Genomic DNA, 11,993 nt, shown 5'->3' on the forward strand with positions numbered 1-11,993 from the left:
TGGGTGCCCGGTCACGTCTGGCGGGTTGTGGGTGGACGCCCGGTCACGTCTGGCGGGTTGTGGGTGGATGCCCGGTCACGTCTGGCGGGTTGTGGGTGGGTGCCCGGTCACGTCTGGCGGGTTGTGGGTGGACGCCCGGTCACGTCTGGCGGGTTGTGGGTGGACGCCCGGTCACGTCTGGCGGGTTGTGGGTGGGTGCCCGGTCACGTCTGGCGGGTTGTGGGTGGACGCCCGGTCACGTCTGGCGGGTTGTGGGTGGATGCCCGGTCACGTCTGGCGGGTTGTGGGTGGGTGCCCGGTCACGTCTGGCGGGTTGTGGGTGGACGCCCGGTCACATCCTGCGGGTTGTGGGTGGGTGCCCGGTCACGTCTGGCGGGTTGTGGGTGGAGGCCCGGTGATCCTGCGGGTTGTGGGTGGACGCCCGATCACATAGGTGGCCGGGGGTTTGGGTTTTGGGTGTTGTAGGTGGCCGGGGGTTTGGGGTTTGGGTGCGGTAGGTGACCGAGGGTTTGGGGTTTGGGTGTTGTAAGTGGCCGGGCGTCGGGGAGGGGTGAGGGGGCCGTAACACGAATGTGACGCTTGACACGTGTTAGGTGATGGATTTACGCTACCTAACACGTGTTAGGAAGGAATTGGACATGGCAGGAAGCAATGGGACGCTGCGTGAAATCTCACGCAGGACAGCCCTTGGTGCCCTGGGTGCGGGAATTGTCGGAGCAACGGTGGCGTCGTGGCCGCGGTTGTCCGGCATCGACATCCCGGGCCGCGGGGACAACAGCCTTAGCATCGCCATCTTGGGAACAGCAGCGGACGCAGCCGCCCGCCAGCGGGTCATCGATGCGTTCACGAAGGTACACCCCGAAATCAAGGTGAAGGTCCAGGCCATCCAAGCCGCGGACTGGAAGGACTTCTTCACCAAGATCCTCACCATGGTGGCAGCAGGAACGCCACCGGATGTGGTCTACGTGGCCACCGAAGGTGCCCAGCTCTTCGCTGAAAAACTGGCGCACCCCTTGGACGACTACCTTCGCCGCGACGCAGCGGACATGAAGGAGTATTTCGCGGACGTCCACCCGAGCCTGGTTGAGGCGTTCATGTACAAGGGAAGCCTGTTCCAGCTTCCCATCGACTGGAACGCCGCGAACATTTACTACAACACCTCGGCCCTGCAGCAAGCCGGACTCGAACGTCCCGCGGATAACTGGACCCAGGTCGATTTCCGTAACACCTTGGCGGCCATGCGGAAAGCACGCCCGCAGGACTTCACCCCGTACTACTGGACCAACAGGCTCTTCGGCGGCGTCGTGCCCTGGCTCTACGCCAACGGCACCAGCTTCCTCAAGGAATCCAAGTCCACCGGAGGCGAATGGCTCTGGGACACCTTCTACGGGCAGGATCCCTCACGCGGACTGCGCTCAGGCGGCTACCAATGGCTCGAATCCAATGCCGACGACCCGCTGGTGTACGAGTCCTTCGACTACCTCCGCGGCCTCGTCAAGGATGGCCTCGGCGTCCGTCCCGAAGAAGGCGGCGGAAATTCACTCGTCGGGCTGTTCGCCTCCAACAGGATCGGCATGACCCCCGCCGGCGGCTATTGGGTGGAAGGCCTCCACACCGCCGGAATGAAGGAAGACGGCTTCGACGTCCAGTTCTTCCCGCGCTGGCGCACCCAACGGCACCAATTCGGCACCGCCGGATACGCGATCATGAAGACCGCCAAGGACAAGGACGCCGCTTGGGAGTGGCTCAAGTTCGCCTCGAGCCTGGAGGCCATGCGGTTGGTCTTCCCGACGCCGAACACCACCCCCGCGCGCCGTTCCATGGTGAACGAGCAGTTGTACGCCGGCCGCGGGCCGAAACACTGGAAAGTCTTCTACGACACCCTCGACAAATTCCCCACCACAGGTCCCATTCCGGCACCGCCCCAGCAGGCCGCCGTCGAGACCGCCCTGATGAAAAACGTATCCCTGGCCGTCAGCGGTGATGAGAACCAGCTCAAGCAGGCCCTCGCCTCCATGCAGCGCGACCTTGAGATCGCCTTGAGGAGGCAGGCATGAGCACGGCAACAACGGGCATGTCCACCGCGCGCCGGAACAAAACCGGCTCCAAACGCCGGAACGGCGGCGCAACGGGGAGCGAAAAAGGAAAGCAGCGCCAGCGCTGGCTGCCCTGGGCGTTCCTGGCTCCCACCATCCTGGGAATGGGGCTGTTCACGCTCCTGCCGATCGTTGCGTCGGTGCTCCTCGCGTTCTTCCGCTGGGACATCATTTCGGCGCCGAGTTTCGTCGGGTTCGACAACTTCGCCGAAGTGGTCCAGGACCCCACGGTGAGGGTCTCGTTCGTGAACACCATCATGTTCGTGGTGGTCGCCGTGGCGTTGCAGCTCGGCCTCGCACTCGGGTTGGCGATCATGGTGCAGGAGAAACTCCCGGCCTGGCTCCGGGTCTTCTTCCGCAGCGCCTTCTTCTTTCCGCTGATCCTTTCGGCGGCGTCGGTGTCCATCTTCATGCGGTACTTGTTCAACGAACAATTCGGCGTGGTCAACTGGCTCTTGTCCCTCGTGGGCATCCCCGCCGTACCGTGGCTGACGACGCCGGCCGGTTCCGCCGCCGTCGTGATCCTCGTGTATGTGTGGCAGAACTTCGGGTTCTCGTTCCTGCTGTTCATCGGCGGCCTAGCGTCGATCCCCACCGAAACGTATGAGGCGGCCTCCATCGATGGCGCCACCGGCTGGCGTAAACACGTCCACGTAACGCTGCCGCTCCTGAGCCCCACCACCTTGGTGGCCTCGGTGATGGCGATCATCAACGCCCTGCAGGTGTTCGACCAGCCCTACGTCCTGACCCGCGGCGGCCCGGGCGACGCCACGCGAACCGCGGTGATGGTGATCTTCGAGTCCGCGTTCCAGCGCCTCGAGTTCGGCCAGGCCTCGGCGATCGGCGTCATCCTCACGCTGATCATCATGGCCATCACCGCGGCCCAGTTCCGGCTCAGCAAACGATTCGTCTTCTACCAGTAAGGCCCGCCATGACTACAACCTCAACCCAGCGCGCCGCCGTCGACCGCTTGGCTCCCCAGCGGCCCACGCCCCGCAAGAAGCGGAACTGGAGCATGGCGGGACGAATCGTGCTGCTCCTGATCGCGTCTGTCTTCATCCTCGGTCCGGTGCTGTGGACCCTCTCCACCTCGCTGCGGCCGCCGGCGGAATCGTTCCAGCTGCCGCCGTCGTTCCTTCCGCTCCACCCCGATTTCTCCTCCTACGACCAGGTGTTCAAGCAACTGAACATCATGCTGTTGGTCCTGAACAGCGCCCTCGTGACCGGACTGATCGCCGTCGGGCAGATGATCACGGCGGCGCTCGCCGGGTACGCGTTCGCTAACCTCAAGTTCCGGGGCCGCGGCGCCCTGTTCTCGGTCGTGCTGGCCACCATGATGGTGCCGGCGCAGGTGACGATCGTGCCGGTCTTCATGCTGATCCGCGGCATTGGCTTGTCCGACACGCTCCTCGCACTGATCCTCCCGGCGATCCCGACGGCGTTCGGCACCTTCCTGATGCGCCAGTACTTTCTGGGCCTGCCGGCGGATCTGGCGGAGGCTGCCGCGATCGACGGCGCCTCGCCGTGGCGCACGTTCCGTTCCGTGTATGCGCCGCTGGCGATGCCGGGCATGGCCATCGTCGGCATCCTGGCCTTCAACTACCACTGGAACGAGTTCTTCCGCCCGCTCATCCTGACCATCTCCGAGCAGAACTTCACGCTCCCGCTCGGCCTGGTGTCGCTGCAAGGCAACCTCGGCACGGGCAGCATCTCCGTGGTGCTGGCAGGCGTGATCCTCTCCATGATTCCTGCCCTGGTGGTGTTCATGTTCGGCCAGCGCGCCTTGCGTGACGGACTCACCGCCGGTACCGGCAAATAAGCCCTACTTCCCCTGAAAGGAACTCGATGACGGACGTCATATCCTCCGCCCCTGCATTGGTCGCGGCGGCCACCCACCCGGACCCTGCTTTCCCGCGTTTCCACCCCCGGCCGGCACAAGGCTGGATCAACGACCCCAACGGCGTCAGCTACATCAACGGCCGTTACCACGTGTTCTTCCAGTACAACCCGGAATCGGCACGTCACCATCGGATCCAATGGGGCCACGTGAGCTCCCCGGACCTGGTCCATTGGGACGAACACCCCGTGGCGCTGCGCCCCCAGGACGGCGGCCCGGATGAGTTCGGCTGCTGGACCGGCGTGGTGACCGACGACGGCGGTGTCCCCACCGCTGCGTACTCGGGCGTGCGGGGCGATGGCGGCCACTCGCAAGTGGTGCTTTCCCGGGGCTCCGCGGACCTGGTGACGTGGGAACAGGACGGGCATGTGGCAGCGTCCATGCCTGCCGATCCGTTGGTTACTGCCGTCCGCGATCCCTTCCTTTTCCGCTTCAACGGCAAGCGCTACGCCATGCAGGGCGCCGGGCTGGCCAATGGACATGCTGCTTTGCTGCTTTACACAGTGGAGGACATGTCCGAATGGAAGTACCAAGGCATTTGGCTGACCACCGAAAACCCCGTGGCAGCCACGCATGCTCCGGCCGAAATCTGGGAGTGCCCGCAGTTGGTGCGTGTGCCTTCGGACGGGGCTGACACCTGGGTCATGATGTTCTCCCTGTGGCTCTCCAGTGACCACCACGAGCACGCCAACGGCGTCGGCCATCTGATCGGCTCCTTGGAAGCGGACCCATCTACCGGGCTGCCGGTGTTCCACCCGCGCTCGGGCGGCAAGTCCGATCTTGGCCGGGATTTCTATGCCCCGCAGATCGTTCAGCTGGATTCCGCGTCGTCGTCCGGATCGTTGCCCGAGGCGGGGTCGGGATCGTTGTCCGAGGCGGGGCCGGAGCCGCGTGCGCTGCTCTGGGGATGGGCCAATGAAGGCCCCGGCCGCGATGGCCGGCGCGGCCGTTCGCAAGACGAGGTCGACGCCGCAGGCTGGGCGGGCGTATTAACCCACCCGCGCTTCCTCTCGGTCGAGGACGGTGCTTTGGTGGTTGCGCCGGCACCCGAGGTGGATGCCTACCGGGGTTCCTTGGCTGTGGCCGGGGCTTCCGGGGTGGTCGGCATGCCGCCGTTTGCCGAGGCCGTCGTGACTGCCGGGACTGGATGCCAGGGTGAGGTCCGGCTGGTCCTGGCCTCGGACGAGGAGCGGCAAGTTGTGTTTGCCGGGCCGTTGTCCGAGGGCGAAGGGCTGCGGATTTTCGTGGATGCTTCCTTGGTGGAGGTATACCGGACCGGCTCCGTGGCTACGACCCTCCGTGCCTACCCCATCCCGGGTGAGGACTGGAGCCTTGAGCTTCCCGAAGGCGCGTCGGCAGACGTCTGGGAACTGGAGCTGCCCGCTTAGGCGGCAGGCCGCCGTCGTAATCCCTCCACGTTGAAGGATCTAGAGGGCGGGCACAGGCCCGGTGGACTCGCGGACCACTAATCGGCAGGGAACCATGGTTTCCAGTCCGGCTGTGCCGCCCGCGGGGCCGGATTGCGGGTCCTCGATCGCTCCCAGCAACATGCCCATCGCGGCCGCACCGATTTCCCGCAGCGGAAGCGCCATGGTGGTGAGCGCCGGGACCATGGTGGATGCGATGCGGGACTCGTCGTCGTAACCCATGATGGAGAGGTCCCGCGGCACGGCCAGGCCCAGCCGCGCCGCAGCCAGGGCGACGCCGATGGCGAGTCGATCGTTGGCGCAGACAATCGCCGTCGGCCGCTCGGTGGCGGCGACTCCGTCGAGGAGTCTCATGGCGCCGTGGAAGCCGTCGTTGATGTCCCAACCGGCCATGAACACGCGGTCATCGCGGACCGGGATGGCTGCCTTGGCCATTGCCTCACGATGCCCCACGATGCGCAGGGGCACAGCCGGGGAGGTGGCCGCGCCGGCGAGGAAGGCAATATCGCGATGGCCCAATTGCAAAAGGTGCCCGGTGGCTTCCCGACCGCCGGTAACTTCGTCCGGGATCACGTGGTGCAGGCGCTGGGCCGGGCTGCTGTCGTAGCAGTTGGCCAGGACGGAGGGGACCCGCAGCATGCCGTGGGGCACGTCGAGCGGCTTCAAACCGACCGTGACATACATCAGTCCGTCCACCTGCCGGTCCAAGAGGGTTTCGACGGCGCTCTCGTCACGGGAGGCGTCGCGCTCGGTGTCCATCACCACAGTGACAAAGCCGTGGGCGCGGGCGACGTCGTCGGCGCCACCGATGATGTTGCCGTCGAACGGGCTCACCACCACCTCGTCCGACACGATGCCGATCACGCGCGTCCGTTGGTTCCGCAGGCTCAGCGCGATGGGATTGGGGGAGTAGTTCAGGTCCGAGGCGGCCTGCCGTATGCGGTCCTGGCTTTCCTTCGCCACGTTGCCGTCGCCCCGGCCGTTGAGCACCAGCGACACCGCACTCCGCGAGACGCCCGCCCTTTTGGCGACGTCGAGTGCTGTGGCCTTGCGCTGCATGTGGCTCCTCCGGCTATGGTTCGGTTTCTTGGTGCATTCTACCTAACGCGTGTGAGGACTCATTCCGGCCGCCCCCGCCCGGACGCCCGGTCACTTCCGGCGGTCCCAACGGTGACGCCCGGTCACCTCCTGCGGTCCCAACGGGGACGCTCGGTCACTTCCGGCGGCCTCACCTGGGACGCTCGGTCACCTCAGGTGACCGAGCGTCCGCAGAAAACGCCCCAAAGGCGAGCTGGCGTCTGGGAGGTCCCCGCCGCCCGGACGCTCGGTCACTTCCGGCGGTCCCAACGGGGACGCCCGATCACATCAGGTGACCGAGCGTCCGCAGGAAACACCCCGAAAGGTGAGTGAGCGTTCGCAGGAAACACCCGAAAGGTGACCGAGCGTCCGCAGGACGCGCCCCAAAGGTGGACGAGCGTCGGTGGAAAACACCCGAAAGGTGGCCGGGCGTCGGCGGAGAACCGGCCCCGCGCTACAGTGAACCCATGCCTCCGTACCCCACCCTCGACGAGCTCCTTGCCACCGCAAGGGTGGTCAGCCTGCCGATGCGGGTCAAGTTCCGGGGCATCACCGAGCGCGAGACCCTCGTATTCCGCGGACCTGCCGGATGGGGCGAGTTTTGTCCGTTCCCCGAGTACGGCGACGCTGAGGCTTCCCGCTGGCTCGCCGCCGCCGTCGAAGCCGCCTGGCACGGTTTTCCGGCGCCGCTAAGGGACGCCATCCCAGTCAACGCGACGGTGCCCGCGGTTCCAGCGGCCCGGGTGCCCGAGGTCCTCGAACGCTTCGGCCGTGTGGACGCCGTCAAGGTCAAGGTCGCCGAGCGCGGGCAGGAGCTGGCCGACGACGTCGCCCGCGTCACCGCCGTCAGGGACGCGCTGCCGGAAGCCTCGATCCGCGTTGACGCGAACGCGGGCTGGGATGTGCCGCAGGCGGTCGAGGCACTCGGGCGACTTTCCGCCGTCGGGCTTGAATACGCCGAGCAGCCCGTGCCGCAGATCGAGGGCCTCGCTGAGGTCCGCCTGCGGCTCGCGCAGCAGGGCACGCCCGTGCTCATCGCCGCCGACGAATCCGTGCGCAAGGAAGACGACCCCCTCAAGGTGGCCCGGGCGGACGCGGCGGACCTGATCGTGGTGAAGGTGGCGCCGCTTGGGGGAGTGCGGCGCGCGCTGGACATCGTGGCGCAAGCCGGGCTTCCCGCCGTCGTGAGCTCGGCGCTCGACACTTCGGTGGGGATCCGCGCGGGTCTCGCGCTCGCGGCCGCGCTGCCGGAGCTGCCGTTCGCGTGCGGGCTGGGGACCGTGCGGTTGTTCGCCTCGGACATCACGAATGATCCGTTAGTGCCCGACGACGGCGCCATCCGCCTCCGGGAGGCCGTCGCCGACGAGGGGCTGCTGGAGCAATATGCGGCTCCTGCTGAACGTCGCGACTGGTGGCTGGACCGGCTCCGTCGCGTGCACACCGTCTTGGATGGGCGCCGCTAATAGACTAGAGCGGTGACTTCGCAAGGCTCCCTGAGTTCCCTCGCCGCTGCCCGGATCGCCGTCAAGGCGCTGCTCGACGGCGGTGTGCGGCACGTGGTGGTGTCTCCCGGATCGCGGTCGGCACCCATGGCGTACGCGCTTGCCGAGGCGGAAGCGGCCGAGAACGTCCGCCTGCTCGTCCGGATCGACGAACGCTCGGCCGGGTTCACCGCCCTGGGCCTCGCCCTCTCCACCGGCGCACCCGCGGCCGTCCTCACCACCTCGGGGACCGCCGTCGGGAATCTCCTGCCCGCAGTCATGGAAGCGAACCACGCCGCCGTACCCCTCGTGGTCCTTTCTGCCGATCGGCCGGCGGAACTCCTCGGAACCGGGGCTAACCAGACCACCATCCAATTGGACCTCTTCGGCGAGCACGTGCGGTTCGCCGTCGACGTCCCCGCGGGCAACGACCCGCAGCGCGCCGTCGAGACCGCGATTTACGCAGCCACCGGCGCGCTCGAGGACACGCCGCCTGGTCCGGTCCAGCTCAACCTGGCCTTCCGCGAGCCGCTGGTGCCCGAACACGGCGAGGCGCTGCCAGCCGCGCAAAGCCACGGGATTTTCCACTATGATTCCGGACCGCAACCACTGAGCATGTCCCCTGCGGCCGACGAGTTGCCCGAACGGTGGACGGTGGTCCTGGCAGGGCACGACGCCGGTCCGGTCGCCGAGGCGTTCGCCCGCGCCCACGGCCTCCCCTTGCTCGCCGAACCGTCGTCCAACGCACGTTTCGGACCGAACGCGGTGGGCCCGTACCGGCTGATGCTGGAACACTTCGGGCCCGGATCAGCGCTGCCGATCGAGCGGGTAGTGGTCTTCGGGCGCCCGACTCTTTCACGGCCCGTCGCCTCCCTGTTGGCCCGGAACGACCTTCCCGCCGCAATATATGAGCCCGTTCCGGTGGCTTGGTATGAGCATGGCCGGCGGCGCGAGGAACGCTTCGATTCGCTCGCTGGATTGGCCGGTTTTGCCGGGCGGGGCTCGGCCGAGTGGCTCGACGCCTGGCTCCTCGCCGGCTCCGCCGCCCAGCACGCACTCGACGGCGTCCTCGAGGCGGAGTCCGAAGCCAACGGCCCCGCCGTGGGAGCCGCCGTCTGGAAGCACGCCCGCGGCCAGCTGGTGCTCGGCTCGTCCAACGGCATCCGCGACGTCGACCTCGCCGGGCAGCCCGGCCCCGAGCCGATCGCCTCGGTATTCGCGAACCGCGGCCTCGCCGGCATTGACGGCACAATCTCCACGGCCACGGGAATCGCCCTCGGCGCAGGCCGCGAAACGACGCTCCTCGTAGGCGATGTCACCTTCCTGCACGACGCCGGCGGCCTCCTCCTCGGAGCCGGCGAACCAGGACCGGACCTGCGCATCGTGGTCCTCAACGATTCGGGTGGCGGCATCTTCGGCCTCCTCGAGCACGGCAAGGTGGAGGACGACGGTGGCTACGGAACCGCAGTCGAACGCCTCTTCGGTACCCCGCACAGTGTGGACGTGTCAGCGCTGGCCGCGGCATACGGCGTCGGGCACACTTTGGTGCGTACGACGGCGGAGCTTGCCACGGCGCTTGCCGCACCGTTGAAGGGGCGCAGCATTGTGGAAGTGCGCACGGGCCGGGCCGGATTGCGACCGCTGCACACGCGCATCAAGGCGGCAGTGGCGTCGGCGGTGTCGCAGGTGCTCGTGGGGGCGTAGCTTCGAACTTACAAAGAGAAATCACGCACGGCTGTGATGGTACTTGCAGCCATTCTTGATCTTGATAGTGCAAATGCCTTTAGAGAATATTGAATGCAATAATCATTTCCATGCCGTTGGGCGCGGTGTCAATATATTGCCATCTCTGGAGGCGGAATACTTGATTTCCTGACCATGAATTGTGGTAGGTCACGTCGACAACGTTATTTCCGCTGTAAATCCGACTCACCATAGGCCGCTCATTAATCGGCACGAAGACCAACCCGGCGTTGGCGAAGCAGGCCTCCCGGTAGGAGATAAGCTTCACGAAGTCCGTTCGTGTCCCACAGGTTACTAGGCTGGCGGCGTCTGCGGGCGTAGCCAGGCCGATAACGCTTCCTATGGCGAGCGTGCCTGCAATGGTTATTCCAGAAACCGTCCTTCTAATTTTCATCGTTGACCCCAATTAAACGAAGGCGCTTGAGGTTTTTCTCTGCGCGTATCGGAATTGTTCCAGCAAGCGATGCGTGGTGTCAACGAAAATAAGGGCAAATCGAAAAACAGGATCTGATTATGTTTTCGGCAGGTTGCGAAGATGTCGCGCCTTCCGGCTTTCGCCTGGCTTCCGAATATCAACTGTGGATTGGACCGCGGCCGCTAAACTCACCGGGGGCCGGCCGCGGTCCAAGCCGTCAGTCTTCTGCTACCTCGATATGAGTGGGATCGAGCACCCGGCGGAGGAACTCTTTGGTGCGCGGCTGGGTCGGAGCGCTAATGACATGTTCGGCCGGACCCTCCTCCACAACAACGCCGCCGTCCATGAAGACTACGCGGTCGGCCACTTCTCGGGCGAAGCCCATCTCGTGCGTGACTACGAGCATGGTCATGCCTTCTTGGGCAAGCTTGCGCATGACGGCGAGGACGTCGCCCACGGTTTCGGGGTCGAGCGCTGAAGTGGGCTCGTCGAACAGCATCAGTTCCGGGTCCATGCTCAACGAACGGGCGATCGCTACACGCTGCTGTTGGCCACCTGACAGTTGGTCAGGGAATCGTTCTGCGAGATGGCCCAGACCCACGCTCCAGATTGCGGCGGGCCACGTTGCCGGCTTCCTGCTTGCTGCGCTTTAGTACCTTGATCTGTGAGATCGTGCAGTTGTCAAGAACCGTCAAATGCGGGAAAAGATTGAAGTGCTGGAACACCATTCCAACGTTTTGGCGCATGCGATCGAGGTCTACGTCCGGATCTGTGGCCTCGAATTTGCCCACGTTGATTGTGCCCGAGTTCGGTTGCTCCAGCAGGTTCACGCAGCGGAGCAGCGTGGACTTTCCGGACCCGGACGGGCCAATCAGGCAGACCACCTGCCCCGGCTGGACCTCGAGGCTGATGCCCTTGAGAACTTCATTGGTACCGTACGACTTGCGCAGGTCCTTGATGGACACGCCCGCTGCGCGGACTTGTTGGGAGTCTACGGCGGAATTGTATGTATCGCTCATGGGGGTTCCTAGCGCCTCGTCTTTGCGGTACGGGATTCGAAGCGACGGGCCAGAATTCCCAACGGGACTGTGATGATCAGGTAGCAGGCACCCGCGATGACCAACGGGGTGAGTCCTGCATTGGGCTGGGTGATGCCATCGCGGCCGAACTTCGTCAGTTCATACTGGGAGGCAGCAAGGCCAAGAAGGTACACAAGCGATGAGTCCTTCGTGAGAAGGATGACTTCGTTGGTCAAAGGCGGCAGGACGATCTTGAAAGCCTGCGGAATGACGATGGAGACCATTGCGCGCCAGTGTGGCATGCCCAACGAACGGGCTGCCTCAAGCTGGCCTCTTGGCACTGCTTGAAGGCCGGCCCGCAGGGTTTCCGCGATATAAGCCGCCGCGACCATCCCGAGGGCGAGCATCACAGTCACGTAGATGTCGAACCGGATACCAAAGGCCGTTGGGATGCCGAAGCCGAATGCGATGAAGACCAGCAGTGCCGGCACGCCGCGGAAGAACTCGATATAGAGAGTGGCGATCCAGCGCCACACGCCCACGGACGACATCTTCATGAGCGCCAATACCAGGCCGCCGCTGATGCCCACGAGGAAGCTCAGAACGGTGTAAATGAGGGTGTTTTTCAGGGCGAGGGTGATGATGTTCGGGAACTGTTTGGCCGCAGAGTCCCAGTTGAAGAAGGCGCTGCTCAAAGCCTTCCAGTCGGCGAATACGATGAAGAGGGCGACGGCGAGCACCAGGATGCCGTACTGCACGGACCGGCTGGTCCGCGCCCGTTGACGAACAGTCATTGCCATTTATTTTGCCTTTGACATGAAGACGGGTGGTGGGGCCG

At 65.3% G+C, this 11,993-nt stretch carries 9 protein-coding genes and 1 pseudogene; 6 read left to right on the forward strand and 4 right to left on the reverse strand.

Translation table 11 applies throughout. The features are described 5' to 3' along the window. Positions 1-638: 638 nt before the first annotated feature. The 4 genes from L0B83_RS04510 (at position 639) to L0B83_RS04525 (ending at position 5,381) form a co-directional block, all read left to right on the forward strand. A complete protein-coding gene (locus tag L0B83_RS04510; protein WP_234757228.1) occupies positions 639-2,057 on the forward strand; it encodes an ABC transporter substrate-binding protein in 1,419 nt (472 codons plus the stop codon). Next, positions 2,054-3,019: a carbohydrate ABC transporter permease gene (locus L0B83_RS04515; protein ID WP_234757229.1), complete on the forward strand. Its 966-nt coding sequence runs from the start codon at positions 2,054-2,056 to the stop codon at positions 3,017-3,019. The genes L0B83_RS04510 and L0B83_RS04515 overlap by 4 nt, the downstream gene beginning before the upstream one ends. Before the next feature lie 92 nt (positions 3,020-3,111). After that, positions 3,112-3,915 (forward strand): carbohydrate ABC transporter permease, encoded by an 804-nt coding sequence (locus tag L0B83_RS04520; RefSeq protein WP_234757387.1) that lies wholly within the window; start codon positions 3,112-3,114, stop codon positions 3,913-3,915. 26 nt (positions 3,916-3,941) lie between these two features. Next, a complete protein-coding gene (locus L0B83_RS04525; RefSeq protein WP_234757230.1) occupies positions 3,942-5,381 on the forward strand; it encodes a glycoside hydrolase family 32 protein in 1,440 nt (479 codons plus the stop codon). Positions 5,382-5,420: 39 nt separating this feature from the next. On the opposite strand, the gene L0B83_RS04530 is transcribed toward L0B83_RS04525, so the two are convergent. Further along, positions 5,421-6,479: a LacI family DNA-binding transcriptional regulator gene (locus L0B83_RS04530; RefSeq protein ID WP_234757231.1), complete on the reverse strand. Its 1,059-nt coding sequence runs from the start codon at positions 6,477-6,479 to the stop codon at positions 5,421-5,423. A gap of 485 nt (positions 6,480-6,964) precedes the next feature. Between L0B83_RS04530 and L0B83_RS04535 the strand changes: the two genes are divergently transcribed. Further along, positions 6,965-7,960 (forward strand): o-succinylbenzoate synthase, encoded by a 996-nt coding sequence (locus L0B83_RS04535; RefSeq protein ID WP_234757232.1) that lies wholly within the window; start codon positions 6,965-6,967, stop codon positions 7,958-7,960. A 12-nt stretch (positions 7,961-7,972) separates the two neighbouring features. Further along, positions 7,973-9,682, forward strand: coding sequence for a 2-succinyl-5-enolpyruvyl-6-hydroxy-3-cyclohexene-1-carboxylic-acid synthase (gene menD, locus L0B83_RS04540; protein ID WP_234757233.1), 1,710 nt, complete (start codon positions 7,973-7,975; stop codon positions 9,680-9,682). A gap of 79 nt (positions 9,683-9,761) precedes the next feature. Here the strand turns inward: menD and L0B83_RS04545 are convergent, their stop codons facing one another. From L0B83_RS04545 to L0B83_RS04555, 3 genes and pseudogenes are all read right to left on the reverse strand, one after another. Continuing rightward, the gene (locus L0B83_RS04545) at positions 9,762-10,115 is read right to left on the reverse strand and encodes a beta/gamma crystallin domain-containing protein (protein ID WP_234757234.1); all 354 of its coding nucleotides are present in this window, start codon (positions 10,113-10,115) and stop codon (positions 9,762-9,764) included. A gap of 238 nt (positions 10,116-10,353) precedes the next feature. Then, a pseudogene (locus L0B83_RS04550) lies at positions 10,354-11,155 on the reverse strand (amino acid ABC transporter ATP-binding protein). Positions 11,156-11,163: 8 nt separating this feature from the next. After that, positions 11,164-11,955 (reverse strand): amino acid ABC transporter permease, encoded by a 792-nt coding sequence (locus L0B83_RS04555; RefSeq protein WP_234757235.1) that lies wholly within the window; start codon positions 11,953-11,955, stop codon positions 11,164-11,166. Positions 11,956-11,993: the final 38 nt, after the last annotated feature.

It is taken from the genome of Arthrobacter alkaliphilus (genome assembly GCF_021483235.1).
Classification (GTDB): Bacteria; Actinomycetota; Actinomycetes; order Actinomycetales; family Micrococcaceae; genus Arthrobacter; species Arthrobacter alkaliphilus.

Bases quoted from the DNA above. Each gene is read 5' to 3' on its own strand.
- L0B83_RS04510 (WP_234757228.1), top strand. From the start codon at position 639: ATGGCAGGAAGCAATGGGACGCTGCGTGAAATCTCACGCAGGACAGCC.
- L0B83_RS04515 (WP_234757229.1), top strand. From the start codon at position 2,054: ATGAGCACGGCAACAACGGGCATGTCCACCGCGCGCCGGAACAAAACC.
- L0B83_RS04520 (WP_234757387.1), top strand. From the start codon at position 3,112: ATGGCGGGACGAATCGTGCTGCTCCTGATCGCGTCTGTCTTCATCCTC.
- L0B83_RS04525 (WP_234757230.1), top strand. From the start codon at position 3,942: ATGACGGACGTCATATCCTCCGCCCCTGCATTGGTCGCGGCGGCCACC.
- L0B83_RS04530 (WP_234757231.1), bottom strand. From the start codon at position 6,479: ATGCAGCGCAAGGCCACAGCACTCGACGTCGCCAAAAGGGCGGGCGTC.
- L0B83_RS04535 (WP_234757232.1), top strand. From the start codon at position 6,965: ATGCCTCCGTACCCCACCCTCGACGAGCTCCTTGCCACCGCAAGGGTG.
- L0B83_RS04545 (WP_234757234.1), bottom strand. From the start codon at position 10,115: ATGAAAATTAGAAGGACGGTTTCTGGAATAACCATTGCAGGCACGCTC.
- L0B83_RS04555 (WP_234757235.1), bottom strand. From the start codon at position 11,955: ATGGCAATGACTGTTCGTCAACGGGCGCGGACCAGCCGGTCCGTGCAG.